Origin of the sequence: Haloplanus sp. XH21, assembly GCF_023276355.1 — an archaeon.
Classification (GTDB): domain Archaea; phylum Halobacteriota; class Halobacteria; order Halobacteriales; family Haloferacaceae; genus Haloplanus; species Haloplanus halobius.
In genome coordinates, this window is sequence record NZ_JALLPL010000001.1 from 1,180,055 (window position 1) to 1,203,771 (window position 23,717).

Annotated in this window: 26 protein-coding genes; 11 read left to right on the plus strand and 15 right to left on the minus strand. The window is 67.1% G+C overall.

Annotated elements, in window-relative coordinates:
• Positions 1–9: 9 nt before the first annotated feature.
• Both gcvH and gcvT read right to left on the minus strand, forming a co-directional pair.
• Positions 10–393: a glycine cleavage system protein GcvH gene (gene gcvH, locus MXB53_RS06025; RefSeq protein WP_248896487.1), complete on the minus strand. Its 384-nt coding sequence runs from the start codon at positions 391–393 to the stop codon at positions 10–12.
• Positions 390–1,484, minus strand: coding sequence for a glycine cleavage system aminomethyltransferase GcvT (gene gcvT, locus MXB53_RS06030; protein WP_248896488.1), 1,095 nt, complete (start codon positions 1,482–1,484; stop codon positions 390–392). The genes gcvH and gcvT overlap by 4 nt, the downstream gene beginning before the upstream one ends.
• A gap of 473 nt (positions 1,485–1,957) precedes the next feature.
• Between gcvT and MXB53_RS06035 the strand changes: the two genes are divergently transcribed.
• Positions 1,958–3,640 carry a universal stress protein gene (locus MXB53_RS06035; RefSeq protein ID WP_248896489.1) on the plus strand — a complete coding sequence of 561 codons (1,683 nt, stop codon included), beginning with the start codon at positions 1,958–1,960 and terminating at the stop codon, positions 3,638–3,640.
• An 11-nt stretch (positions 3,641–3,651) separates the two neighbouring features.
• Here the strand turns inward: MXB53_RS06035 and MXB53_RS06040 are convergent, their stop codons facing one another.
• The 4 genes from MXB53_RS06040 to MXB53_RS06055 all read right to left on the minus strand — a co-directional run bounded on the left by MXB53_RS06040 (position 3,652) and on the right by MXB53_RS06055 (position 6,790).
• Positions 3,652–3,858 (minus strand): hypothetical protein, encoded by a 207-nt coding sequence (locus MXB53_RS06040; protein WP_248896490.1) that lies wholly within the window; start codon positions 3,856–3,858, stop codon positions 3,652–3,654.
• Between the two features lie 110 nt (positions 3,859–3,968).
• Positions 3,969–4,709, minus strand: a complete 741-nt coding sequence (locus MXB53_RS06045) for a helix-turn-helix domain-containing protein (protein ID WP_248896491.1) — start codon at positions 4,707–4,709, stop codon at positions 3,969–3,971.
• Between the two features lie 207 nt (positions 4,710–4,916).
• On the minus strand, positions 4,917–5,726 hold the full coding sequence (locus MXB53_RS06050; RefSeq protein ID WP_248896492.1) for a mechanosensitive ion channel family protein: 810 nt from the start codon (positions 5,724–5,726) through the stop codon (positions 4,917–4,919).
• Entirely contained in the window at positions 5,720–6,790 is a 1,071-nt protein-coding gene (locus tag MXB53_RS06055; RefSeq protein WP_248896493.1) for a hypothetical protein, read from the minus strand. Before MXB53_RS06055 ends, MXB53_RS06050 begins: the two co-directional genes overlap by 7 nt.
• On the opposite strand from MXB53_RS06055, the gene MXB53_RS06060 reads away from it, so the two are divergent.
• The 3 genes from MXB53_RS06060 to MXB53_RS06070 all read left to right on the plus strand — a co-directional run bounded on the left by MXB53_RS06060 (position 6,789) and on the right by MXB53_RS06070 (position 8,890).
• A complete protein-coding gene (locus MXB53_RS06060) occupies positions 6,789–7,244 on the plus strand; it encodes an NYN domain-containing protein (RefSeq protein ID WP_248896494.1) in 456 nt (151 codons plus the stop codon). The two genes, MXB53_RS06055 and MXB53_RS06060, sit on opposite strands and share 2 nt — an antisense overlap.
• 139 nt (positions 7,245–7,383) lie before the next feature.
• Entirely contained in the window at positions 7,384–8,244 is an 861-nt protein-coding gene (locus MXB53_RS06065; protein WP_248896495.1) for a TatD family hydrolase, read from the plus strand.
• Between the two features lie 67 nt (positions 8,245–8,311).
• Positions 8,312–8,890: a DUF2150 family protein gene (locus MXB53_RS06070; RefSeq protein ID WP_248896496.1), complete on the plus strand. Its 579-nt coding sequence runs from the start codon at positions 8,312–8,314 to the stop codon at positions 8,888–8,890.
• Here the strand turns inward: MXB53_RS06070 and MXB53_RS06075 are convergent, their stop codons facing one another.
• The gene (locus tag MXB53_RS06075) at positions 8,891–10,480 is read right to left on the minus strand and encodes an Ig-like domain-containing protein (protein WP_248896497.1); all 1,590 of its coding nucleotides are present in this window, start codon (positions 10,478–10,480) and stop codon (positions 8,891–8,893) included.
• Between the two features lie 78 nt (positions 10,481–10,558).
• Here MXB53_RS06075 and MXB53_RS06080 point away from each other — a divergent pair, with 78 nt between their 5' ends.
• Complete coding sequence (locus MXB53_RS06080; RefSeq protein ID WP_248896498.1) at positions 10,559–11,026, plus strand: type IV pilin N-terminal domain-containing protein; 468 nt, start codon at positions 10,559–10,561, stop codon at positions 11,024–11,026.
• A 91-nt stretch (positions 11,027–11,117) separates the two neighbouring features.
• On the plus strand, positions 11,118–12,455 hold the full coding sequence (gene hmgB, locus MXB53_RS06085) for a hydroxymethylglutaryl-CoA synthase (protein ID WP_248896499.1): 1,338 nt from the start codon (positions 11,118–11,120) through the stop codon (positions 12,453–12,455).
• Between the two features lie 16 nt (positions 12,456–12,471).
• Here the strand turns inward: hmgB and MXB53_RS06090 are convergent, their stop codons facing one another.
• Positions 12,472–13,179: a helix-turn-helix domain-containing protein gene (locus MXB53_RS06090; RefSeq protein ID WP_248896500.1), complete on the minus strand. Its 708-nt coding sequence runs from the start codon at positions 13,177–13,179 to the stop codon at positions 12,472–12,474.
• A 147-nt stretch (positions 13,180–13,326) separates the two neighbouring features.
• Between MXB53_RS06090 and MXB53_RS06095 the strand changes: the two genes are divergently transcribed.
• Positions 13,327–14,124, plus strand: a complete 798-nt coding sequence (locus tag MXB53_RS06095; RefSeq protein WP_248896501.1) for a 2-keto-4-pentenoate hydratase — start codon at positions 13,327–13,329, stop codon at positions 14,122–14,124.
• A gap of 16 nt (positions 14,125–14,140) precedes the next feature.
• The gene (locus MXB53_RS06100) at positions 14,141–14,764 is read left to right on the plus strand and encodes a metal-dependent hydrolase (RefSeq protein ID WP_248896502.1); all 624 of its coding nucleotides are present in this window, start codon (positions 14,141–14,143) and stop codon (positions 14,762–14,764) included.
• A 175-nt stretch (positions 14,765–14,939) separates the two neighbouring features.
• On the opposite strand, the gene MXB53_RS06105 is transcribed toward MXB53_RS06100, so the two are convergent.
• Positions 14,940–15,125: a DUF8178 family membrane protein gene (locus tag MXB53_RS06105; protein WP_248896503.1), complete on the minus strand. Its 186-nt coding sequence runs from the start codon at positions 15,123–15,125 to the stop codon at positions 14,940–14,942.
• 49 nt (positions 15,126–15,174) lie between these two features.
• Positions 15,175–15,432, minus strand: coding sequence for a DUF8028 family protein (locus tag MXB53_RS06110; protein ID WP_248896504.1), 258 nt, complete (start codon positions 15,430–15,432; stop codon positions 15,175–15,177).
• A gap of 268 nt (positions 15,433–15,700) precedes the next feature.
• Between MXB53_RS06110 and cmk the strand changes: the two genes are divergently transcribed.
• The gene (gene cmk, locus MXB53_RS06115) at positions 15,701–16,315 is read left to right on the plus strand and encodes a (d)CMP kinase (RefSeq protein WP_248898076.1); all 615 of its coding nucleotides are present in this window, start codon (positions 15,701–15,703) and stop codon (positions 16,313–16,315) included.
• Positions 16,316–16,419: 104 nt separating this feature from the next.
• Here the strand turns inward: cmk and MXB53_RS06120 are convergent, their stop codons facing one another.
• Complete coding sequence (locus MXB53_RS06120) at positions 16,420–17,697, minus strand: RNA-guided endonuclease InsQ/TnpB family protein (RefSeq protein WP_248896505.1); 1,278 nt, start codon at positions 17,695–17,697, stop codon at positions 16,420–16,422.
• A 235-nt stretch (positions 17,698–17,932) separates the two neighbouring features.
• Positions 17,933–18,430 (minus strand): CBS domain-containing protein, encoded by a 498-nt coding sequence (locus tag MXB53_RS06125; protein WP_248896506.1) that lies wholly within the window; start codon positions 18,428–18,430, stop codon positions 17,933–17,935.
• 88 nt (positions 18,431–18,518) lie between these two features.
• On the opposite strand from MXB53_RS06125, the gene MXB53_RS06130 reads away from it, so the two are divergent.
• Positions 18,519–19,175, plus strand: a complete 657-nt coding sequence (locus MXB53_RS06130) for a ribonuclease H family protein (protein ID WP_248896507.1) — start codon at positions 18,519–18,521, stop codon at positions 19,173–19,175.
• On the opposite strand, the gene MXB53_RS06135 is transcribed toward MXB53_RS06130, so the two are convergent.
• The 3 genes from MXB53_RS06135 to MXB53_RS06145 all read right to left on the minus strand — a co-directional run bounded on the left by MXB53_RS06135 (position 19,172) and on the right by MXB53_RS06145 (position 23,413).
• Positions 19,172–21,433 carry an NADP-dependent malic enzyme gene (locus tag MXB53_RS06135; RefSeq protein WP_248896508.1) on the minus strand — a complete coding sequence of 754 codons (2,262 nt, stop codon included), beginning with the start codon at positions 21,431–21,433 and terminating at the stop codon, positions 19,172–19,174. The two genes, MXB53_RS06130 and MXB53_RS06135, sit on opposite strands and share 4 nt — an antisense overlap.
• Before the next feature lie 42 nt (positions 21,434–21,475).
• Positions 21,476–22,774 carry a hypothetical protein gene (locus MXB53_RS06140; protein ID WP_248896509.1) on the minus strand — a complete coding sequence of 433 codons (1,299 nt, stop codon included), beginning with the start codon at positions 22,772–22,774 and terminating at the stop codon, positions 21,476–21,478.
• A gap of 219 nt (positions 22,775–22,993) precedes the next feature.
• On the minus strand, positions 22,994–23,413 hold the full coding sequence (locus tag MXB53_RS06145; protein ID WP_248896510.1) for a VOC family protein: 420 nt from the start codon (positions 23,411–23,413) through the stop codon (positions 22,994–22,996).
• 119 nt (positions 23,414–23,532) lie between these two features.
• On the opposite strand from MXB53_RS06145, the gene MXB53_RS06150 reads away from it, so the two are divergent.
• Positions 23,533–23,694 carry a ribbon-helix-helix domain-containing protein gene (locus MXB53_RS06150; RefSeq protein ID WP_248896511.1) on the plus strand — a complete coding sequence of 54 codons (162 nt, stop codon included), beginning with the start codon at positions 23,533–23,535 and terminating at the stop codon, positions 23,692–23,694.
• The last annotated feature ends 23 nt before the right edge of the window (positions 23,695–23,717 follow it).

Below are 23,717 nucleotides of genomic sequence, written 5' to 3' on the forward strand. Positions count from 1 at the left end.
TGACGCGAGTCACTCGACGCGTTCGCGATACTCTTCGGCTGCGAGCAGGTCGTCGAACTCGTCGGGGTCGCTGGGTTCGACTTCGAGCATCCAGCCGTCGCCGTACGGATCCTCGTTGACCAGTTCGGGCGCGTCGAACAGGTCCTCGTTGACGGCCGTCACCGTGCCCGAGAGGGGCGAGACGAGGTCCGAGACGGCCTTGATGCTCTCGACGACGCCGAACTCCTCGTCCTGACGCACCTCGTCGCCGACCGATGGGAGTTCGACGAACACCACGTCACCCAGTTCGTCCTGCGCGAAGTCCGTGATGCCGATCCGGGCGGTGTCCTCGTCTGTCGTCGTCCACTCGTGCGATTCCAGATACCGTCGATCCGCGGGTACGTCGAAGCTCATGTGTCGATGAAGGGGGGTGTCACTACGTTCGCCTGCTTCGGTTCGCCCCGGACGACCACGCGAACGCGGGTCCCCGGGGGCGCCTGCTCCGCCGAGAGGTAGCCGAGTCCGATCGGTTCGTCGAGCGTGGGGCTCATCGTCCCGCTCGTGAGGTGGCCGAGGTGGTCGCCGTCGGCGTCGACCACCTCGTAGCCGTGGCGCGGCACGCCCCGTTCGAGCAACTCGACGCCGCGGAAGCGCTCCTCGACGCCCTCGCGCTCGGCGCGTTCGAGGGCGTCCCGTCCCACGAACTCGGTGTCGAGGTTGACCGTCCACCCGACGCCGGCCTCGTAGGGATTCCGCGGCTCGTCCTCCGGGTCGAAGTCCTGCCCGGAGAGCAGAAAGCCCATCTCCAGGCGCAGGGTGTCGCGCGCGCCGAGCCCGCAGGGCTGGCAGTCGAACGCCGACCACACCGTTTCGGCGTCGTCCCACGGACAGAGGAACTCGAACCCGTCCTCGCCGGTGTAGCCCGTTCGGGAGGCGAACGACCGGACGCCGTTCACCTCCAGAAACGCGGCCTCGAACCGGTCGATGTCGCGGGTCGTGCCGCCGCTCGCGTCGGCCGCGAGGTCCGGCGCGTCGGGGCCCTGGACGGCCAGCATCGCCCACTCCTCGGTGGCGTTGCGCACCGTCGCGTCGAGGCCCCACTCGTCGCGGAACTCGATCCAGCGGGCGTGCATCTCGGCGTCGTGGCCGGCGTTCGGGACGAACAGGTAGCGCGGACCCGTCTCGGCGTCCGGTAGCCGAAACACCATCGTATCGTCGAGGATGATCCCCTCGCTATCGGTGATACACGCGTACTGCGTGTCGCCGGGGTCGAGCTCGGTCACGTCGTTGGTGGTCAGACGTCCCATCAGCCTCGTGGCGTCGGGGCCGAACACCTCGATTTCGCCCATGTGGGAGACGTCAAAGATACCCGCCGTCTCGCGGACGGCCGCGTGTTCGCTTCGGATGGAGTCGAACTCCACCGGCATCTCCCAGCCGCCGAATTCGGTGAATGACGCCCCGCGTGCGGTGTGTGCCGACCGCAACGGTGGCTTCCGTAGGCCCATGGTCGTCCCATCGGTGGCTCGTGACCTAACGTTTTTGCCGGGGCGAGCGAATAAACCGCATCTAGCGATATATAATTCGAAGCGCCCTCGGAAGAGCCCAGCCCGTCCTGTGAGGGGCGGGCAGAACCGTCAAGGCGGTGTAGAGTAACGCCGTAGGCAGTGGAAGACACCCGTCCGTGCGCTCGGCACCGAACGCCCCCGTCCCGCGTGTCTCCGGGTGGTGATTCACCGTGGTAGACGGGATAGCCGGCGTGGCGTATCGCGTTCACGGGCGAATCGCCCAGTCGGTCGGCCACTGGTCAGTGCGTGCCTGCTAGCGGGATACGTGGTGGTTGCAGCAGGTGCCGTCGTCCCGTCCGTGTTGGATGCGGCACTCGGTGCCGTTCCGGCCGGGCGCGTTCTCCCGGCGGCGTATCTGCTCACGTTTGCGGTTCCGGGGACCTACACGGCCCTCACGCTCGTCGCCGCGTCCGGTGCCGTCCGCCCAGCGTGCCACCCCGGACTGGCGCCGACGCGACCGCATACACGTCTATTTGGCCGTCGCGTTCGCCGACTGGACGGTCCATCACCTCCTCTATCTCTTCGTTCCGTCCGCGCTCCTGTGGGCGCTGCTCACTCTTCCGATGGGCGTCGCCTACGCGGTCCCCGTTTGGGTGATGCTTCCTGTCGCCGTGGTCGGCGTCCTCGTCGGGGTGACGGATCCCGGGACGGTCGCGGGTTCGATGACGCCGGTGGCCGTCGCCGCCGAGGCGACCCTGGGCCGTCCCGGCGTGATCGCGGTCATCCTCGCTGCCATCCTCGCGCTGGTCTCGACGGCCAACGCGGGCATCCTCTCGTCGTCGCGCTACCCCTTCGCGATGAGTCGCGACAGTCTGGCGCCGCCGTCCTTTTCGGCCGTCAACGAGCGGTTCGGAACGCCGGTCGCTTCGATCACGCTCACGGGGGCCGTGTTGCTACTGCTCATCGCGTTCGTGCCGATCCTCGAAATCGCGAAACTCGCGAGCGCCTTCCAGATCATGGTCTTTGCGCTCATCAACCTCGCCGTCGTCGCGTTCCGCGAGGGGAGCGTGGAGTACGACCCCGAGTTCACGTCGCCGCTCTACCCCTGGATGCAGATATTCGGCGCCAGCACGGGCGCTCTGCTCCTCACGCAGATGGGGGGCATCGCCCTCGCCGGCGCCGTCGTCATCACGCTCGGCAGCATCGTCTGGTATCTCCTTTACGTCCGGCCACGCGTCCAGCGCGAAGGGGCCGCCACGGACGCGATCCGCCGACAGGTCGGTCGCAACGCGCTCACGGATGTCGAGTCCGCGATGTCGGAACACACGCGGGAGGTCCTCGTCGCGCTCACGAAAGACGTCGACGAGGCGCGGGAACGGTCGCTCGTCGCCCTGGCCGCTGATCTCGTTCGACGCCAGGACGGCCGCGTCGTTGTCGTTCGCTTCGACGAAATCCCGGATCAGGCCCCGCTCACCAAGGACGCGGCGCGACAGTCGTCGGCCGATCGCTCCTTCGAGGCTCGGATCGAGTCGCTCCCGACGGAGTTCGGCGTCGACATCGAGGCCGACGAAATCGTCAGCCACGACACGAAACACGCGGTCGTCAACTTCGCGTCCCGCCGTGGCGTGGATTCGATCGTCGCCGAACACGAACCGCTCCGGCTTCGGTCCCGGCTGGTCGGGGACCCCATCGACTGGATCGTGCGGCACGCACCCTGTGACGTCCTCCTCGTCGACAACCTCGGCTACGACCGCCCCGAACGCGTCGCGCTCTCCGAGAACAACGGCCCGTACTCGCCGCTGGCCGTGAACGTCGCCGAGGCCATCGCGGCCACGAACGACGCGGCGCTCTCGCTCTGGTATCACGCCGACCGCGGGAGTACCGAACAGCAGCGGCGGATGATCGACGACTACCAGTCCGAGCTATCGGCACTGCTCTCCGTTCCGGTCCAGGCCGAATCCGTCCGAACGGACGGCGGGCAGCCGTCACAGCCGGACGTGCTGGTGCGCCGCGGCGCCGACGACCGGCTGCGGGATGCGCTGTTCGACGACCGGCCGACGTTCCCGCGGCCCGGCTGTACGACGATCACCGTCTATCCGGACGAACCGAGTCGCTCCCCGTTCGCGCGCCGACTGCTCGAACGGCTCGCGTTCTGACGCTCGGCGCGTCAGGGCTCCGGGCCGTCATCGTCGAGCCCCGGCGTGAGATGTTGGTAGCCGACGTAGCCGAACCCGAGCAGCGTCGCGGCGACGCCGGCGGACAACACCACGCCTGCCGGCTCCCGAAAGTCGAGCAGCCAGAGCAGTCCGAAAGCGGCGAAGGCGACGCTGAGCGATCCGACGAAGCCGACGAGTAGCCACGTTCCTCTGTTCATGGTCGGTGTCCGAGCGCTGGGCACATCCCCGTGACCGACACACGCCCTGCGTTCGCGAAGCGGTATGCGATGGGGTGAAAAAGAGGTTCAGTTGTCGTGCGCCAACTGCCCTACAGCCGAGAGGGCGGTGGTCGCGTCACCGGTTGCACGGCGGATTTGGCGAGTTTCGACTCGGCGCTGCGCAGCCGGTAGGACAGGGTCGACCGGGGGATATCGAGTTCGTCGGCCAGGTCGTCCAGGCTGATTTCGCGCGGCGTTTCGTAGTAGCCCTCGGCGACGGCGGCACGCATCGCCTCCCGCTGTTCCGCTGGGAGCGCGTTTCCGAAGGTCGGCTGTCCCGCCGCATCCGTCAGCGGCGAGATGCGGACCAGGTCGATGTCTGCGAACACGTCCACCTCGTCTCGAAGCCGTTCGAAAAACGCGCTCGCGGACGCGTCGTCCGGGACGATCAGCCGCCAGACGTACCGTCTCTCGGCGCGGCGCGTCTCGAAGAGAAACCCCTCGCCGAACCGTTCGAGCGCCATGTGCGGAATCGAGGCGCAGATATCCGTCCGTCCCCAGTAGACGTAGAAGACGAGTTCGTCGTCGCTCCGGTACAGCACTTCGCGCTGTGACGGCGCCCCGCACGCCTCCCGCGCGAGACAGTCGGAGTAGAATTCGGACGACAGAACGACCGACTCCAGATCGGACAGCGTCTCGGACGGCCCGGTGGCGTGGTCGACACGCCAGAGACTCTTATCGGTCACGTGACACGATCGCGAATGGATCTCCGCGCTCGGTGCCGACGCGAGCACGTCCGCGATCGGATTGTGGCCGGGTTCGTATTCCAGCGCGAACACGAGCTCCTGCATATACTCACCACGCAGTGGAGCACCAAAGGTTGTCGTCCACCCCAGCAGTACGAGGTGGACGGGGCGTCGCTACTCCTCGTGAGCGACCGCCCGCCGACGGGACGCGAGGGCTGGCGTGGTTCGAACTCGCTCTCGACGGGGCGGAACACGCGGGCGAGACGGTGACGGATCCCGACTCACTGTCCGACTACGGCAGGCGTGATCGGCTTACGCGCCCGGACCGTCGTCATCCCACGGCATCGGCGAGGGGGTCGGAATCCCCTCGGCGTCGAACGCTCGGAGCGCCCGCCGGGTAACGTCCGATTTGAACGCGAACTCCGCGTCGAGGTTCGTGACGTAGGCCTTCGCGCGGACCGTCCGATACCGCGGATGGTCCTCGACCAGCACCGTGATCGAGCGGTCGGCGGCGAGATGCCGCGAGGTGGACACTGCCTCTTCGACGATTGCTCGCGCCCGGTCGAGGTCGGCCTCGGGCGCGACGTGCAGCTCCGTCACCACCATCATCTCCGGCGCGCCCGTGTTGGCGTTGGAGACCGGTCCCGTGAGCGCGAGGTAGTTCGGCACCGCCACCACGTTGTCGTCGGGCGTCTGTAGTCGCGTCGCGCGCACGCCGACGTCGATGACCTCGCCGTAGTGATCGTCGATTTCGACCCGGTCGCCCATCTGGTACGGCATTTCGAGCGAGACGACGATGCCGCCGAGGACGTTCGCGAAGAAGTCCTTCAGCCCGAACCCGAGGGCAGCACCGAACACGCCCGCGAAGGCGAGCGCCTGCGTCTGTGACACCTGAAAGAGCGGGCCGACGATCGTGTAGATGGCGGCGCCGTAGATCAAGAACTTCATCAGCGGGATCGCCAGTCGGAGTCGGGCGCCCCGTTCGACGAACCGGTCGGCGGCGGCCGAGAAGATGACCCGCACCGCTCGCGCCAGCAGGGCTGCGACCACGAGGATCACGACCGCACCGACGATGGTCGCGGTGTCGACCCGGATGCCACCGAGTGCTTCGGTGGCTACCACTGCCACCGCCTCCGCTTGAGGGATTCGAGCGCGCTCGGAAGCCCGCCGGGGCGCAACCGAACCACGTCGTCGACCGTGAGAAAGCCGTGATCGGCGAGGCTGTGCAGCGTCCGGTCGAGCCGAACGTCCGGCACGACCGCGGCCAGTTCGTCGCGAGTGACGGCCTCTTTCGCGACGGCAACGCCGAGCACTTCGGTCGCGCCGTCACCCGGGTCGAACGACCGGTCGACCGGCCGATAGAGGTCGTCGGGGACGACCGCCTCCCCACTCACACACTGCTCCCAGATGGCCGACGCAACGCCGAGGTTCCCGCCGGAGAGGCGTTCGAGGCGCTCGAAGACGATCGCGTCCGGCTCGGGAACGTCTCTGGCTCCCAGCCACGCCGAGACGTAGTCGATGTCGACGACGGGTATCTCGACCGAGAGCGGGCCGCGGCGCGGCAGCGGTATCTCGTAGGTGACGGCGGTGAACATCGAATCGTGGCCGCTGGGCGGCGATTCGAACGTCGGCAGCGGCTCGTTTCGGGCCCGGATCGCGTCGGCGATCCGGTCGCTCGCCATCGCCGGTACCGAGAGCACGTGGTGGAAGGGGTCGGCGACGTCACGGGTGGCGTCGAGATACTGCCAACTGTACCGGTTCCACGAGGTGACGACCTGCGTGGACGACGCGGCCACCCGATCGAGGAACGCGTCGATCCGATCGAACCCGCCGACGCGCCGGGCGTAGAGGTGATGACAGTCGTCGACGACGAGCGGCTCTTCGCCGACCGACGGTGGGCCGCCCTCCGGTTCGACTCGGGTCCGATCCCCGCCGTCCAGTGCTCGTTCGGCGCGGTCGAGGGCCGCCTCGCGGCCCGCGAACGGGTCGGCGATGACGGCGACGCTCGCTCCGGGGTCGGCGAGGGCGTCGTTGAGGCTGTCGGCGCCCGTCACGGATTCGAGCGGGGGTGTCGACACCATCGTTCGCCTCTGTCGGGCGAGCGGCATGAAGATGTTGCCGGTGGTCTCTCGCCGACCGCCGGTGAACCGGGACGTATATGGCCGCGAGCGGGCTACCGTTTCCATGGATCTGTTCGGGCGGCTTGCGGGCGATAGCGACGACGAGCCACGGGTCGCGCTCTTTGTCGACGGTCCGAACGTGCTCCGCGACGAGTTCGACGTCGACCTGGACGACGTGCGCGAGGCCGCCGCGACGGTGGGCGCTCCGGCTACGACCCGCCTCTATCTCAACGAACACGCCCCGCCGAAACTCATCCAGGCCGCCGAGGCCCGCGGGTTCGAGGTGATCGTGACGAGCGGCGATGTCGACGTGAAACTCGCCGTCGACCTCACCCGGTTCGCGGTGAACGGGCGGGCGGATGTCATCGCCATCGCCTCGCGGGACACGGATTTCAAGCCCGCCATCGAGGCCGCGAACGCCAGCGGCCTCCGCACGCTCGCCATCGCACCCGGCGAACACGGCCGCTCCGACGCGCTGCGCAACGCCGCCGCCGAGAGCGTCACGCTCGACGAGGCCTGATACGGATTAGTGTAACTGTTTACCGGTGGTTCGCCGAGCTGGTTCGGCGAACCACCGGTAATGACTTACAATAAACCGTATGACACGGGCGGTGGCGCGAACCGACCGACCTTTTTCCTCGGCGCCCCGACGACCTCCCGTGACCGACACCGACCTGGAGACGCCGGTGCTCGACGACCATCTCCATCTCGATCCGGAACACGGGAGGGGGCTGGACGCCGTCCGGGACTTCCGTCGCCTCGGCGGGACCCACCTGCTGGTGGTGAACAAACCCTCCTGGCATCTCGGCGTCGAGGTCGAAACCGGCGACGACTTCCGCACCGTCTTCGAGCGAACCGTCGACACGGTCGCCGACGCCGACGACCTGCTGCCTGGCCGCGCGTGGCCCGTCCTCGGCGTCCATCCCGGTCTCGTCTCGCGGCTGGTCGACCGGGGATTCGCCCCCGACGAGGCCCGCGACCTGATGCGGGCCGGTCTCGATGTCGCCGCGGAGTTCGTCCGCGACGGGCGCGCGCTCGCGCTCAAGTCGGGGCGCCCGCATTACGAGGTCGACGACGCGGTGTGGGACGCCTCGAACGCGGTGCTCAGACACGCGCTCGACCGCGGCGCCGACTGCGACTGCGCGGTCCAACTCCACACCGAAGCGAGCGAGGACCTGACCGACATCGCAGGGTGGGCGGAAGAGCGGGGCTTGCCCGCCCATCGCGTCGTGAAACATTACGCGGGGCCGACGCTCGCGGGGCCGATGCCGAGCGTGATGTGCCGCAAGGAGTGGCTCCGCGAGGTGGCGGAGTCGGGCGACCCGTTCCTGATGGAGACGGACTTCGTCGACGACCCCGACCGGCCGGGCGCGGTGATGGGACCGAAGACCGTTCCTCGTCGCGTCCGGTGGCTCTTGGAGGAGGGGTACGACGACGCCGTCTACCGGGCACACGTCGAGACGCCCGCTCGCGTCTACGACATCGACACCGAGGCGACGCTCTCGGCGTCGACGGAGTAGCCCGCGCCGGCCTGCGAGCGACGCGCTATAGGAAAGGTCTTTGAGTGCGCGAGCGTTCGGTCAAGCTATGACCGACGCGGAGGATACGTTCTACACCGAAGAACGCTGGCAGAACTGGATCGATCGGGTGGCCGAGGAGGACCTCGACCCCGAAAACGAGGAGGCCGCCCGCCTCCTCCTCAACCTGCAGGACGACGCCGCCATCGCCGTCGCGAAGATCATCAACGCCTACGAGGACGGCCGCCTCGACGAGGACGAGGCCATCGACGAACTCGCGTTCGTGCGCGACATCGTCCTCGACGACGTGGACCTGGCGGACGAAGAAAAGCGGATGCTGGTCGACGGCGTCCAGACGAGTCTGGTCTGTGTCTTCTACGCCGCCGAGGAGTACATCGCCGCCGGTCCCGCCGAGGAAGGCACCATCGAGGAGTACGTCAACGCGGCCGCGGACGCCGAAGCGAGCGAGGACTTAGACGCCGCCCTCGGCTACCTGGTTCAGGCCGGGACGCGTATCATCGACGGCGACGAACTCGACATCGAACTGGTCGAGGACCTCGAGTACGGCCTCGTCTCGGAGTGGGTCAACGGACTGGACAGCCTCCAGAGCGCGATGAGCGATCCCGAAGTCGTCGAAGAAGAGGAGTGACTAGGCCTCGATGAACACGAAGTAAGTCCCGCTGCCAGCGTTCTCATACTCGAAGCCGAGCACGATGAAGTCGTTCCTGCTGTCGGGGTCGGGACTGTCGAAGTCGAACGTGATCGTCGTTTCCTGATTTGCCGGGAGCGTGATCGCCGGGGAGACCGGGGTGATCACGTCACCGATATCGTACGTCGTCGACCGAGAGGGATCCGCGAAGCGCCACTCCGTCGGCGCCGCGGAGTTCGAGTCCGACTGGTAGTAGAACGCGATGCGGGCGCCCACGAGCGTCCGCGGTTCGTCGGCCGTGTTGTTGAACGTGATCACGGCCTGATCTCGCTGGTTTCCGCCGACGGTCGCCGAGGCGCCGAGCGCGACGTTGCCACCCGGCGCGTTGATACTGTCGAGGTCGGAGGGGACCGTGACGCCGACGTCCGTTCGCTCAATCGGTTCGACGGCCCCGCTCCCGTCGAAATCGCCCTGTGCGCGAACCGTGAGGTTGCCCGCGTAGTTCTCGACGGGACGGATCGCCGCCGTGGCCCGCCCCTCGCCGTCGGTGGCGACGGTGCGACTGGTGCCGCCCTGAACGAACTCGCCCTGGCCCTCGACGATGGAGAGCGTCACGTCCGTCCCGCTGACGGGGTTGTCGTACCGGTCGCGCACCTCGACGGTCACGGGCGTCGGTTGTTCCGACGCCGCCGTGCCGTTCGGCGTCACGGGGACGATATAGGACGGGTCGGGTTGGGCGACGACGCTCGCGTCGGCGCTCTGCCGGAGTTCGACGGCGGCCAGGCGGAGTTCGTACCGTCGGTTGCCCTCGAAGGTGACGGTGACGGTCCCGTTGGCGTGGGGCGTCGTCGAGAGCACGTTGGGGTTGGCGACGATGCGCGACCCGACGGAGTCGTTCCAGGCCGTCGCGTCGCCCGGCGTCGGCACGGTGATGTTGAACGTCGCTCCGTCGCCCGTGACCACGACCGTTCGGGTCGCGGCGCTTACGGGTTCGGCGGTCACCGGCGTCGAGAGGCCGGACGCGCTCAGGTCGCCGCGGAGCGTCACCAGCGTGATCCGGTTCCCGTTGACGAACGAGCCAGTAGAGAGGGGAACGACCTGTGAACCGGTCGTGCGATAGAGTCCCTCGCCGGTGAGCACCATCGGCGGGGCGTCGAACTCGTTGTAGGACGGCGTGAACGTCAGCCGACTGGTTGGATACGCCCTGGCTGCCCCGTCCCAGAACCGCTGGACGTTCTGTGGCTCGCTGCCGATGGCTCGGACGCCGTCGAGCGTAACCGGTTCGGTGGGCCCTGTCGAGAGCGTGCCGGTCGGCGTTCCGGGATTGACGAATATCGCCCGCGCGGGGTAGGTCGCGCCCGTCAGCACCGTCGTGCTCGACGCCGTATCGCGCGTCGCCGCGGTCGTGACGCCGTCTCGAACGGAGAGGAGATCCGAACTCGTCTCCTGGTACGCGTCGAACTCGACGCGTTCGTTCTGCTGAGGAACGACCGTCGCCTGGTAGAGCGACAGGCCGATGATGAGGATACCAAAGAGCAGGATGGCTCCGACCTGAACGGCCTGTGCGCGGTCGGCGTCGCGGAACCTCATTGTTCGGAGAAGCGCGCGCGGGGTGAAAACCCTTGTCGCCACGGGAATCGTTAATGCCCACCGGCCACGTCTCAGGGTGTGTCTCGCGCGCAGTCGGAGGTCGTCGGTTCGCTGCTGGTCCTCGTCACCGTCGTGTTCCTGGTGAGCGTCGTCGGCTACTACGCGCTCAGTGACATCGCCGTCGACGATGGCCCGACGGCCGACATCACGGGCGACGTGCGCGCCGAGTCGGTGACGTTCACCCACCGCGGCGGCGATCCCATCCCCGGCGACGAACTCACGGTGATCCTCCGATACGATGGGACGGGGCAGCGATACGACTTCGCGACCGCCGGCAGTTACGGCAACGATAGTGTCTTCGACCCCGGCGAGACGTGGACCCTCGATGGGTCGGTGCCGTACGACACCGGCGACCAGGTCGAACTGCGATTGGTCCACGAGCCTTCCGGGACGACGCTCGTTCGGGGACGCGGGACGGCCGTCACCCCGACGCCGACGCCGACACCCGCGCCGGCCTCGGTGCGTGCGACCGTCTCACGTGCGTGACCAGCCGGGTCCGTCGGCGACGAATCAGGGTTCGACGTTCGTCGTTCCTCGTATCGACAAACCCATATAGCGTCTGCCTGAACGTCAGGGTATGACTGCCGTCGGCATCGACGCGATCGAAATCTGGACGGGCAAGCTCAAACTCGACCTGGCCGAGACGTTCGCGCCGGCCAAGGACGAGTCCCCGGAGAAATACACCAAGGGGCTGGGGCTGGAGGCGTCGTCGTTCCCGGACACCCACGAGGACATCGTCACGATGGGTGCCAACGCGGCAAAGCGGCTGCTGGACCGCAAAGGACTCGTCCCCGACGACATCGGGCGGATCGACGTGGGGACCGAGAGCGCCTTCGACAACTCCAAGCCGGTCTCGACGTACATCGCTGGCTGTCTGGAAGACGTCTTCGACGGCGACTTCCACCACGCCAACAAGGGCGAACGGAAGTTCGCCTGTGTCGCCGGCACCCAGAGCATCGACGACGCGTACAACTGGATCAAGGCGGGGCGCAACCGGGGCCGCGCGGCGCTGGTCATCGCGACGGACACCGCGCTCTACGCCCGGGGCGACCCCGGCGAGGCCACACAGGGCGCGGGCGCCGTGGCGATGCTCGTCGACGAGGACCCCGACCTGGTCGAACTCTCGACCGAGCAGGGGTACGGCAGCGCGGACGAGACGGACTTCCTGAAGCCCAACCAGCAGTTCCCGAGCGTCGACGGCAAGCGATCGGTGAAAGTGTATCTCGCGCGGATGCGCGAGGCGCTGGAGGACTTCGAGAGCGTCGCCGGCCGCACCCACCCCGACGACTTCGCGTACATCCCCTTCCACACCCCCTTCCCGGGCATGGTTCGAAAGGCCGCGCTCCTCGGATTCCGGCATATGACTCGCGGCACGGAGATCGAAGACGCTCTCGCCGACGAAATCGGTCGCCAGCCCCGCGAGGTCGACTACGAGGACTGGGACGCCTACGAGGGCGCCATCCGCGACTACATGGACTCGCTGAAAGGGACGGACCGGTACGACACCTGGTACGCGCGGGCCATCGATCCGACGCTCACCCTCTCGCGACAGGTCGGTAACTGGTACACCGGCTCGGTTCACGTCGCCCGAGTGAGCGCGCTCAAGACCGCCGCCGAAACCGGGCGGTCGCTCTCCGGCGAGCGACTACTCGTCGGCTCGTACGGCTCCGGTGCGCAGGCGGAGATTCACTCCGAAACCGTTGCCGACGGCTGGCGCGAGGAAATCGAGGCGCTCGACATCGACGAGCAACTCGCCCGCCGCTACGATCTGAGCTTCGAGGAGTACGGCCGTGTTCACGACACCCACAATCACGCCAAAGACCGCGAACTCGAGGAGTTCACCGTGCCGAGCGGGGAGTTCGTCTTCTCCGGCTGGGGTCGGATGAACGAGCGAACCTACGAATACGTCGAGTAACGGTCCGGCGCGCCGTCTACGGCAGTTCCCGCAGTTTCGCGAGCGCCGCGTCGAGATCACAGTTCGAGATGGCGAGCGCGAACCCGTCGACTTTCGCGAGTTCCGTCGCGTGCTCCCAGAGGTCTTCTTCGTCGATTCCGTGTAACACGACGGCGGAGGGCGTCGGATTCACGACCCGGAGGGCAACGAGCGGCGACTCCCCGCGCGTGACGTCGGTGAACACGAGCGCCCGGTTCGTGCTCTGGCCGTAGAGCCGGTAGAACTCCTCGCTGGGGAGGCGCGTGATCGCTTCGATGCTGTTGATGACGGTGTGGCCGCTGACGTGATCGCTGTCGCCGCCGACGATTTCGGTCGCGTCCATCGCCTCGTAGAAGCGTTCGAGCGGGATGGACGTGGAGTACTCCCGGAGGTCGTGGACGATGTCGCTCTCGAACCCCGCGGAGATGACGCGGGCGTACTGGCGGATGCGGCCGCCGCCGCGCGACTCGTCGATGTCGAGCAGCGCCCGGACGATCCGGCTGACGACGCCGATGCCGGGGCTCTCTCGCCGACCGCTTTCGTAATCGGAGATGACCGACGAGGAGACGTCGAGACGCTCGGCGAGCTCCGTCTGTGAGACATCGAAGTCGGTGCGCCACTTCCGCAGCGTCGCGCCCGGATTCGAACTGAGCGTGATCTCGCCGGCGATGCGTCTGGCGAGGTCGTCTCGGGGGTCGTCGCTCATCGATCACCCCACCGGTCGTAGGACCACACCATACCGTCACACGGCGTGGTGAGCGCAAAAGGTTACCGACTCCGGGGATCTGACGGTCGACGTGGCCCGCGAAACTGAGCCGCAACGCTTCATACCCTCCGCTCCGGAGACCCACTCGTGACACGGACTATCGACGCGGCGACGGCCGAGCGTCTGGGAGCGCGACTGGCCGACGCGTACCGGCGCGGCGAGCCGATCGCGCCACCGGACCTGCCGCTGACCGTCGCCGACGGCTACGCGGTCCAGCGCGAGATGATCGACCGGCGGCAGGTCGAGGAGGGACCACTCGTCGGCTACAAGGTGGGGTTCACCGCTGACGCGATCCGAACCGAACTCGGCGTCGACGAACCGGCCTACGGGCGCGTGCTGGCCGACACGGTGCAGTCGGAGGGTCGGCTCGACGCCGACGGCCTGATCGACCCGAGCGTGGAGGCGGAACTCGCCATGCGGCTGGCCGACCCGCTCGATCCGCCGGTGACGCCGACCGACGTTCTCGCCGCGACGGCGGCCGTCGTCCCCGTCATCGAGGTGGTCGACTCCCGCATCCGCGACTGGGAGTTCGACGCCGGCAGCGCCGTCGCCGACAACGCCCTCGCTTCCCGCCTCGTCCAGGGCGGGCGAATCGGCGATCCGGCCGCGATGGATCTCGCGCTCGAAGGCGTCACCATGTGGCGCAACGGGGACCAGGTCGCGACGGGCGTCGGCGCGGACGTGCTCGACTCGCCCGCGCGGGTGGTGGCGTGGTTGGCCGACGCGCTCGACGAGCACGGCGAGCGGCTGACGGCGGGCGACCTCGTTTCGACGGGGTCGCTCACCCCGCTGGTGTCTCTCGACCCCGGCGATGTCGTGGAGGCGCGGTTCGCCTCGCTCGGCTCCGTCACGGTCGCGCGGCCGCCGAGAGATTCAAACCGCTGACGACCAAGGGCTACCCATGCCTTCGACGGTCGTCCACCTCGCCATCGGTGGCGTCGTCGCGGCCGCGCTCCTCGGCGACGAGTTCGACCGCCGGTCGGTCGCAGTCGTTCTTGCGGTCACGGCAGTGCCGGATCTGGACACGTTCGCCGGCCTCTACCTCCAGGGGGCCCACCGGGCGCTGTTGCACACGCTGGTGCTGCCCGCCGCCGCCGCCACGATCCTGGCGTACGACACCCGCTATCGGCCACTACTCCGGATCCGTGATCGCTTCGGACCGCGCGGGATCCGGGTGGCCTGGGTTGCGGTCGTCGCGCTGACGTTCGGCGGCGTGCTCCCGGATCTGATGACCAACGGTGTGAACGCTTTCTATCCGTTCTACGACCGGTTTTACACCGTCAACGGGGAACTCCTGCTCTCGAATCAGCGGGGGGTTGTCCAGACGTTCGTCGACCTGTCCGCCGCCCCGGAGCGGACCACGGAAAACACCCACTACTGGACGGGCGTCGATCCGTCGCCGGGGAACGATCCCCGGAACGCCGAACGCATCTTCCCGGTCGTCCGGTCGGGGTTCCAGTTGCTCGTGGTGTTGCTCGCGGCGGTCACGCTCGCGGCGCGGTTCTGGGAGGAACGAGACGGGTGATAGTGGCGGTTGGAACTGTTTGCACACCTGGTCGCCGGATGGCGTGCCATCAGGTGTGCGATGACTCACAAATGCTACTATGAGCCGGCCGCTCATTCGGATTGTTGTAACTGTCTACCGGTGGGTCGCCGAACCGTCCTGGTGACTCACCGGTACTGACTTACAACAAACCGTATCAGGCCGGATAGCCGTCGACATCGGTGCCGACAAGATAGGTACCGATAGTCAACAGGGCCGTCGCCACCACGGCCAGGAGGCTGAGTTGGAACGTCGCGTCGGGGAACGCCGCCGGGAAAAACGCTACCGTTCCGACGATCATCAGTCCGATACCGATCAAGCCACGTTGCGAGAGGCCGAACATATCACACCGCTCGTGTTCCAGTCACATAATTGATTACGCTTTTCGTCCGCTACCGTCCGTGTTCGTGACCGATCACGAGGGCGGCGACGTTCACCGACAGGAGGGCGACGAACGCCGTCGCCTGTTCGCCCTGCAGACCGCCGATGAGTAAGGGGAGATAGAGGAAGGGCAACGCGACGGCGGCCCAGAAGGCGACGAACCGGAGGGGGGTGGCGACGGCGTCCAGTCCGCGCTCCAGAGGCCAGGCGTCGGCGAGTTCGTCGAGGCGGGGCAGGCGATCGGTTGGGAGGGTTGGGGAGTTCGACATCGGGGACACCTCGTTTGACTCGTCGGCCGCCGACACCATATACCCCGCCGAGCGTTGGCGTCGTTTCGGGGCATTTTATCGCGTACGCACGTGATTGTGCTTCCGACGATGACCGGCTCTCCCCCGGCCTAACCGTTCACGAACCGCTCTCACTCTTTTATTCTTCAGCTACGTTGCAGAAACGTGGACTGCCGCCACGGCGTGTCACGGACGGCGACGAACCGGTGTTCTCTTAATGGACGTCCTGCGTACGTGGAAGCGAACGTTCATGTCGAATTCGAGCGCCACCACGGAGCGGCAAGTCGACAGCAATCTGTTCATCACCGTCTCCGGACCGCCGGGGTGTGGTGCGTCGACGCTCACGGAGGGACTCGCCGAGGCGCTGGACTGTGGCTACGTCATCGGCGGCGACATCTTCCGCGACCTCGCCGACGAGCACGATATGTCGCTCCAGCAACTCATCGCCAAGGCCGAAGAGGACGACGAGATCGATCGGGCGCTCGACCAGCGACTCCGCCGCATCGCCGAGCAGTGGGGGGCCGCGAACAAGGCGTTCATCCTCGAATCGCGGCTCGCGGGCTGGCTGGCCGGCAACCGCGCCGATCTCCGCATCTGGCTCGACGCGCCCGAGGAGGTCCGGATCGAGCGCCTCAGCGATCAAGAGGAGATCGCGGCCGTGATGCGCGTCCGCGAGGTGAGCGAGGCGGGCCGCTACGAGAGTTACTACGGGATCGACCTCGAGGATCAGTCCTTCTACGACCTGTCGATCAACACCGCGCGGTGGGACGCCGACACCGTGCTCGACATGGTGCTCACCGCTGTCGAGGGATACGACCCCGAATCCGACGAGGGCGCCTTCACGACCCGCGACGTCGACATCTGACGGGATCGCCGACCGCCGTCGCACTGCTTCCGCTAGCGTCGCCGCGGCAGTGCCTCGCGGATCGCCCCCGATCGATCAGCAGGAAGCCAGTAAACTACCCCACCCTACTCGCTCACGGCTTCGCCGTTCGCTTCGTTGAGGGTGGGGCTTTCGCGTGGACTCCCGCTCTGGCCGGACTCGCCGGCAGGAGGGTCATACGCTCCGTTCGCGTTCAACATCCCGCGATTCAAGCGCACGCCTACGGGTGCGCCTCCGCCGTCCCCAGTTTGGTTCCGGCGGAGATACCGTAGTCCGATGTTTTTCGCGGCGTTGTAGTCGGCGTGGTTCTCGTAGCCGCATTTCAGACACTCGAAGCCCTCGCCGTCGCGGTTGTCCGGGTGGGTGAACCCGCAGTGTGAGCAACGGCGTGACGTGTTCTCCGGGTCCACCTGCTCCACGTCGATGCCGTGCATCTCGGCTTTGTATTCGACGTACTCGTATAACCGCTCAAACGCCCACTTGTGCCCCCACGAGGCACCCGGGAGGCGGTCGAGGATGCCGGTCAACGCCTCGAACGCGATAACCGTACAGCCGTTCTCGACGGCTCCCTCGATGATGCCGTTGGCAATCCGGTGGAGCATCATCTTGAACCGGCCCGTTTCCTTCCGACCGACCGACTGGATGTTCTGGTGGGCGTGGCGCGACCCACACCGCTGGAGTGACGCCCTGCGTTTCTCGTACTCGCGCTGCCAGTGGCCGAACTCGTGACCGCTCCAAAACGTGCCCGTCGACGTGACAGCGAGTTGGTTCACGCCGAGGTCAACGCCGAGGACTGTGCTGTGCCCGGTCGTTGCCTGCTCCGGCGTGCCAGACTCCATCTCCGCCTTTGTGCGAAGATGGAGGAACCACTCGCCGCCCTTGTTGTGGAGTTCTGCGCCCGTCACCTCGTAGTCGTCGTTGTCGAGATACCGGCTGTGAGGTGTGTCGCGGTCTGCGTCGGGCAGGACGTACGCGACTTCGATACGCCCATCTACGGTTGCCAGCGACACGTACTCGTCGTGGAACGTGGCGCACCGTTTGTCGTACACGACGGTCGGTTGCGAGAAGTGTGGTTTGCCAGCGTACTCGCCCTGTTTCCAGCGAGCGACGACACTCTGTACGGCGTCTGCGGCCTTGTTGCGGGCGTTCTGGACGAGATTTGCGTGCAACCGCGTCTGTTCGCGTACCCCGTCGTAGGTTTCTGCCTGCAACTGTGCCTTGCTGGTCGTCTTGTATTCGCCCTGCCAAGCGTGGTCCACGACGTAGTTGGCGGCCCACAGAAACTCATCAACTGTTTCGCGGAGAAGTGCGGCGTCGTCGCTGTCCACGTCGAGTTTGACCGGGACAGTGCGCCGCACCTCCATACGTCAGATGTATGGTTGGTGATTTATTAACGTTGAGGAGAAAGGGCGGCAACAGTTCGTGGAACGTGGTGGGGTTGTCGGCTTCCTCTCCGACCTACTCGCTCGCTTCGCTCGCTCCTTGAGGCCGGAGGCTCCGCCTCGAATACGCTGCATATCAGGGCGAGATGGTCGAAGCCGGCGAGAGTCGTTTCCAGAACGAGGGCGAGGTTCCGATGCCGGACCCGGACCGACGGTTCTATTCGGCGCGCTGGTCGCGGATCGCCCGCAGCACGTCCTGCCGGGCGACGATGCCGACGAGTTTCCCCTCGTCGTCGATGACCGGTAGGCGGTTGATGTCGCGTTCGTCGTCCGCCAGGAGGTCGAGAATCTCGTCGAGGTCCGCCTCGGATGGCACCGTCACCACGTCGGCGGTCATCACCTCTCGAATCGGACGGCCGGCGTGTTTCGCCAGGTCGATGCCGAGGTCGAGGTCGTCCCACGACACGTCGATGGCGTAGGTGAGCGTCTCGGTGAACGGGGGAAGACCGATCGGCAGCCAGAGCACGCGGTCCTCGGTCTGGAACAGGTGGACGAGGTCGTGTTGGGTGACGATGCCGACGACGCGGTCGTTGTCGACGACGGGAAAGCCGTTGAAGTCGGCGCGCGCGAGGCGGCCGAGCACCTCGCTCACCTCGTCGTCGGGGGCGACCGTCTCGACGTCCGTCTCCATCAGCTCGCAGGCAGTCAGCGTCATGCGCGGAGGGACGGCCGTCGTCCGGGTAGGTGTTTGGGTGACGACCCTCTCGCCGTACGTTTAAGTAACCCGACCGCGAAGGCAGGATATGGCCGTTCACGGCCGGTCGACGCTCCGTGATCTGTTCGACGATTCGCCAACCCCCCACATCGCGCATCCGCCGCGCACCCACCATCGCCACTTCTACGTCGCCACCGACGGCTCCTACCGAGCCGACGGCGGCGGTCTCGGGGCGGTTATCGAGACGCGTGACGGCACGCGCGTCGCCCGGTTCGCGCTCACGGACGCGCCGCCGGACAACAACGTCGCGGAGTATCGAGCCCTCCATCTCGGACTCGACATGCTCGCCGCGCGAGCGCCGCCCGGGTCGCGGATCGGCGTCCTCGTCGATCACGACGACCTCGCGGCCAACGTCAATCAGGCCGTCCTCGCCGCCGCCGATCCGAGCTGGGAGCCGACACACCCCGTGACGGTGCCGATGCGGAGCGAGCACCACTGGCGCGGGATCCGTGCCCGGATCGCCAACTTCGACGCGCTCCGAGCGGCCCGGATCGACAGTCGCGTCAACCCCGCTCACCCCCTGGCGAACGCGCCGGAGCAGTACGGCCACGTCAACGACCGCCACGACCGGTGTGTGATCCCCGCTGACGACCGGTCGTCGACCGGCGGAAGCCCCGACGCGGGCGTCGACGCCGAGCCACAGATCCCGCCCCCGTCGCGCGCCGAACGGCGCGCCAGCGACTAGTCGTCGCGCTCCTGCGCGTCGACGACGGCGACGCCGGCGAGGTTGACGATATCCTTGACTTCGTCGCCGCGCTGGAGGACGTGGACGGGTTTGTCCATCCCGACGAGCATGGGCCCGATGGCGTCGGCACCGCCGAGACGCTGGAGGAGTTTGTAGCCGATGTTTCCGGCCTCGAGATTCGGGAAGACGAGCACGTTCGCCGGACTCTCCAACTCCGCGAAGTCGTACGTGCCCTGGAGGATGTCCTCGACGACGGCGGTGTCGGCTTGCATCTCGCCGTCGACGGGGAAGTCGACGCTGGGATCCTCACGGAGCATTCGCGCGGCCTCACGGGGTTTGCGCGTACCCTCGTTGTCGACGCTCCCGAAGTTCGAATAGGACAGCATCGCTGCGCGCGGTTCGACGTTGAACCGCCGGGCCAACTCGCCCGTGTGCCGACCGATCTCGGCCAGTTCGGCCGCGCCCGGGTCCTGATTGACCGTCGTGTCGGCGACGAAGACGATCCGGTTGCGGAAGGCGAGCATGTAGACGCCGGCCGCGTACTCGGCGTCCTCGGCCGTGCCGATGACCTGTAGCGGCGGCCGGAGCGCCGAGGGGTAATGATGGGTTAGCCCCGTCAACAGGGCGTCCGCGTCGCCCATCTCCACCATCACGCTTCCGAAGTAGTTCGTGTCGTTGCGGACGAGTTCTTCGGCTTCGACGCGGGTGACGCCCTTGCGCTGGCGGGCCGCGTAGAGTTCCTCGACGTACGGATCGAGGTCGATGTCGGCCGGATCGACGATATCCGGATCGTAGTCGAGGCCGAGGTCGTCCATCGTCTCCCAGATGGCGTCGCGGTCGCCGAGAAGGAGCGGGCGGGCGATGCCCTCCTCTTCCATCTGGGCGGCCGCCCGGATGGTCGTGGGGTTCGTCCCCTCCGCGAGGGCGACGCGCTTGGGGTCCGTTTTCGCCTTGTTGAGGACGATGCGCATCATCTCGCGATCCTTGCCGAGGCGGGCCTCGAGGTCCTCGACGTAGGTGTCGAGGTCGAGGTCGATCCGCGAGACGCCGCTCTCGACGGCCGCCCGCGCGACGGCGGGCGCCACCTCGAACAGCACCCGCGGGTCGAGCGCCTTCGGGATGAGGTAGTCGGGGCCGAACTGGAGCGGTTCGTCGCCGTAGGCTTTCGCCACCGCGTCCGGAACGTCCTCGCGCGCGAGTTCCGCGAGCGCGCGGGCGGCGGCGACTTTCATCTCCTCGTTGATCTCCGTTGCCCGCACGTCGAGCGCGCCGCGGAACATGAAGGGGAAACAGAGGACGTTGTTGACCTGGTTGGGGAAGTCGGAGCGCCCGGTCGCCGCGATGACGGTGTCGTCGCGGGCCTCCTTGGCCTCGTAATACCCGATTTCGGGTTCGGGGTTGGCCATCGCGAAGACGACGGGGTTGTCGGCCATCGACCGCACCATCGCTCGGGTGACGATGTCACCGACGGCGAGGCCGACGAAGACGTCCGCGCCGGCCATCGCGTCGGCCAGGTCGCCCGCGGGCCGATCCCTGGCAAATCGGGTCTTGTACTCGTTGACCGCGCCCGCGTCCGCGCGTTCGGTGGTGATAATCCCCGACGAATCACACATCGTGATGTTCTCACGAGGGACGCCAAGCGAGACGTAGAACTCCGCGGTGGCGATGGCGCTCGCCCCCGCGCCAGCGAAGGCGACATCGAGGGTTTCGAGGTCCTTATCGAGAATGTCGACGGCGTTGAGCAGGGCGGCGCCGGAGACGATGGCGGTGCCGTGCTGGTCGTCGTGATAGACGGGGATGTCCATCCGTTCGCGCAGGCGTGCCTCGATTTCGAAGCATTCGGGCGCCTTGATGTCCTCGACGTGGATGCCGCCGAAGGAGGGTTCGGTCAGCGAGACGGCCTCGACGATGGCGTCGGGGTCGTCCGTGTCGAGTTCGAAGTCGAAGACGTCGATGTCGGCGAAGCGCTTGAGCAGGACGCCTTTGCCCTCGATGACCGGTTTCGACGCCCGGGCGCCGATGTCGCCGAGGCCGAGCACGGCCGATCCGTTCGACACCATCCCCACGAGGTTGCCCTTGGACGTGTAGGTGTAGGCCTTCGTGGCGTCGTCGGCTATTTCGCGGCAGGGGGCGGCCACGCCGGGCGAGTACGCCAGGCTCAGATCCCGCTGTGTACTGGTCGGCTTCGTCGTCTCGATGGCGATTTTCCCCGGCGGATCGCGCCGGTGGTAGTCGAGTGCGTCTTCGTCGAGTCCCATATCCGCGACTCGGTACGTCGCCGTATAAAGGATGTCACCCTGCTACGCCGACTCGGCGCCGAGCCAGGTCGCCTCGAGACCACCCGTCCAGTCACGGCGACGCTCCCACGGGACATCGGACGGCAGGGCCGAAATGACCGTCTCCCCGGCGTGGAGGCGGTAGGCGTAGATGGTCGTGCCCTCCAGATCGTAGATGATGCGGTCCCACTCGCGACCCGCGAAGGTGGCGGTCCCCTGGATCGAGACGGCGCCTTCTTCGGCTGCGGCGACCGCCTCCTCGGCCGCCGTGACGGACGCGAAGCGTTCGACGTAGAGCGGCGACGCGGTGAAGTTGGCGTCGGTCGTGCCGACAAAGAGCGTGATGCCCTCTTCTCGGGCGTCGGATTTGACCGGGCCGAAGAGCCCGGTGTAGACGGGGTCGTAGTCGTCCAGCCGTTCGCGCCACGACTCGGCGTCCCGGAGCAGCGCCACGCCGTCGTCGCCGTAGGCGTAGAGTTCGTTCAGTTCGGGTTCGTTCGTGTGGTCGCGGAGCTGGTGGCCCGTCGAATGTTCGTGTGCGTGCGTGAACACCTGGTGACCGCTCGGGAACTCGTGGGTGTGTTGTGGCACGCCGTCGTCGGCTGTCGAGTCGGTGCGGTCGGGGTGTGCCCAGGTGATGAACTCGCCGTCGTCGCTCGCGAGCGCGACGATGCGGTTGTCGGCATCGGTGGGGATCAGCATCTCGTACAGCGGGCCGTAGACGGGGCGTTGCGAGAACTCGTTGGTGATGTACGGCTGTGAGATCACGCGCTGATAGAAATTCCGGGTCGTGGCCAGCACGGACCGCTGTAACTCTCGGTCCCCGCGTTCGACGGCTCGTTCGAGGTCGCGCACGAAGACGTTGTTCCCGATCCGGAGCGCCGGCGCCACCGCGAAATGGTCGACCAGGTTCGCCTGCATGTACTCGGCGACGGACGTGGTCTGTTCGCGGAGCGTCGCGACGTCCTCCTGGGTCAGTTGGTCCGCGGATTCGAGCTCTTTGAGGGCACCGAACACTCCGTTGACTTCTCCCTGGAACCCGCTGATTGCAGCGTCGTAGTCGGTGCGGAACCAGCCGAACTCCTCGACGATGTTCGTCGTCGTCGTATCGAGGGTGGCGTGTGCGGGCGTCGCGGTCGGCGCCGCCGTCTCCGTCGGTTCGGTCGTCGTTGGCTGCGAGGTCGGTGTGGCCGTGTTCTGCGAGGACTCGCCAGCGGGGGTGTTGTTCGACTCCCCGCCGCCGAACAGGCCGAAGCAGCCGCCGAGCAAACTCGACTGGGCGACCGCCGCTACCGCGAGGATCCGCCGTCTCGTCGTAGACATTCGGTGGAACCGAGGGCCGTCTACCCATTATCTCTGTCGGCCGCGAAAAAAGCGTCACACTCATGAGTCGTGGTATCGTACACCACTCCATGTATCTCCCGTCACCGACGACACCCGAGGGTCTGTTCGACTACCTGATGGTGTTCCTCCTCCTCGCCGCCGTCCTGGCGTTCGCCGTCCTCTACTTCGGCGGGTAGTCGAGGCCGTTCACCGGTGACGTTACGCCTCGAGGAACTCGACGAGGTTCCCCTCCGGGTCGCGGACGAAGAGGATGCGCGTTCCGCTCTCCGTCGTTTGCGGTTCGCTCAGCGTCGCGACCGACGGATCGAGATCCGCGTAGAAGGTATCGAGATCGTCGACCGCGAGGCCCAGATGTTTCGCGCCGGGCTGATTCACCCGCTCGGCGGCCGCATCCGCTCCCTCGGGATCGTATTCGACGAGTTCGATCCGGGCACCGCCGGCGTCGACGTGTGCGAACCGGCCGGTCGCGCCGGCCACGTCGACGGCCTCGGCGAAGGCCGTCCCGGAGACGGTAAATCGGTTACAGGGGCCGAGGCCGAGGCTGTCCCGGTAGAATTCGACCATCCGGTCGAGGTCGGTCACGGTCACGCCGAAGTGGTGGGCAGTGGGTCGAGACATGTCACGCAGGCACGCGGGCGACGCCAAAGCCGCTTCGATCCGGTCGCGGTGCAGTCACACGCACGCCGGACGGCCGTCTGACGGAGCTATTTGTAGGACTCGCGCGAGACACCTATCACATGGACGAGGGAGAGGGTCTCGCGGAGATGGAAACGGTCACCGTCGAACTGGACGAGGAGACGATCGACGAGGTCGACGCGCTGGCGTTCGCCGACCACCGGGACAACCGGTCGGCGGCGATACGGACGCTGCTCGACGAGTGGCTGAAAGGCCGCGAGTGAGTCGCGGTTATACTGTCAGCTGT

Bases quoted from the DNA above. Each gene is read 5' to 3' on its own strand.
- MXB53_RS06130 (WP_248896507.1), top strand. From the start codon at position 18,519: ATGGCCGTTCACGGCCGGTCGACGCTCCGTGATCTGTTCGACGATTCG.
- MXB53_RS06125 (WP_248896506.1), bottom strand. From the start codon at position 18,430: ATGACGCTGACTGCCTGCGAGCTGATGGAGACGGACGTCGAGACGGTC.
- MXB53_RS06070 (WP_248896496.1), top strand. From the start codon at position 8,312: ATGACCGACGCGGAGGATACGTTCTACACCGAAGAACGCTGGCAGAAC.
- MXB53_RS06045 (WP_248896491.1), bottom strand. From the start codon at position 4,709: ATGCAGGAGCTCGTGTTCGCGCTGGAATACGAACCCGGCCACAATCCG.
- MXB53_RS06105 (WP_248896503.1), bottom strand. From the start codon at position 15,125: ATGTTCGGCCTCTCGCAACGTGGCTTGATCGGTATCGGACTGATGATC.
- MXB53_RS06060 (WP_248896494.1), top strand. From the start codon at position 6,789: ATGGATCTGTTCGGGCGGCTTGCGGGCGATAGCGACGACGAGCCACGG.
- gcvH (WP_248896487.1), bottom strand. From the start codon at position 393: ATGAGCTTCGACGTACCCGCGGATCGACGGTATCTGGAATCGCACGAG.
- MXB53_RS06145 (WP_248896510.1), bottom strand. From the start codon at position 23,413: ATGTCTCGACCCACTGCCCACCACTTCGGCGTGACCGTGACCGACCTC.
- hmgB (WP_248896499.1), top strand. From the start codon at position 11,118: ATGACTGCCGTCGGCATCGACGCGATCGAAATCTGGACGGGCAAGCTC.
- MXB53_RS06135 (WP_248896508.1), bottom strand. From the start codon at position 21,433: ATGGGACTCGACGAAGACGCACTCGACTACCACCGGCGCGATCCGCCG.
- cmk (WP_248898076.1), top strand. From the start codon at position 15,701: ATGTCGAATTCGAGCGCCACCACGGAGCGGCAAGTCGACAGCAATCTG.
- MXB53_RS06100 (WP_248896502.1), top strand. From the start codon at position 14,141: ATGCCTTCGACGGTCGTCCACCTCGCCATCGGTGGCGTCGTCGCGGCC.
- MXB53_RS06055 (WP_248896493.1), bottom strand. From the start codon at position 6,790: ATGGAAACGGTAGCCCGCTCGCGGCCATATACGTCCCGGTTCACCGGC.
- MXB53_RS06090 (WP_248896500.1), bottom strand. From the start codon at position 13,179: ATGAGCGACGACCCCCGAGACGACCTCGCCAGACGCATCGCCGGCGAG.
- gcvT (WP_248896488.1), bottom strand. From the start codon at position 1,484: ATGGGCCTACGGAAGCCACCGTTGCGGTCGGCACACACCGCACGCGGG.
- MXB53_RS06150 (WP_248896511.1), top strand. From the start codon at position 23,533: ATGGACGAGGGAGAGGGTCTCGCGGAGATGGAAACGGTCACCGTCGAA.
- MXB53_RS06110 (WP_248896504.1), bottom strand. From the start codon at position 15,432: ATGTCGAACTCCCCAACCCTCCCAACCGATCGCCTGCCCCGCCTCGAC.
- MXB53_RS06075 (WP_248896497.1), bottom strand. From the start codon at position 10,480: ATGAGGTTCCGCGACGCCGACCGCGCACAGGCCGTTCAGGTCGGAGCC.
- MXB53_RS06140 (WP_248896509.1), bottom strand. From the start codon at position 22,774: ATGTCTACGACGAGACGGCGGATCCTCGCGGTAGCGGCGGTCGCCCAG.
- MXB53_RS06040 (WP_248896490.1), bottom strand. From the start codon at position 3,858: ATGAACAGAGGAACGTGGCTACTCGTCGGCTTCGTCGGATCGCTCAGC.
- MXB53_RS06120 (WP_248896505.1), bottom strand. From the start codon at position 17,697: ATGGAGGTGCGGCGCACTGTCCCGGTCAAACTCGACGTGGACAGCGAC.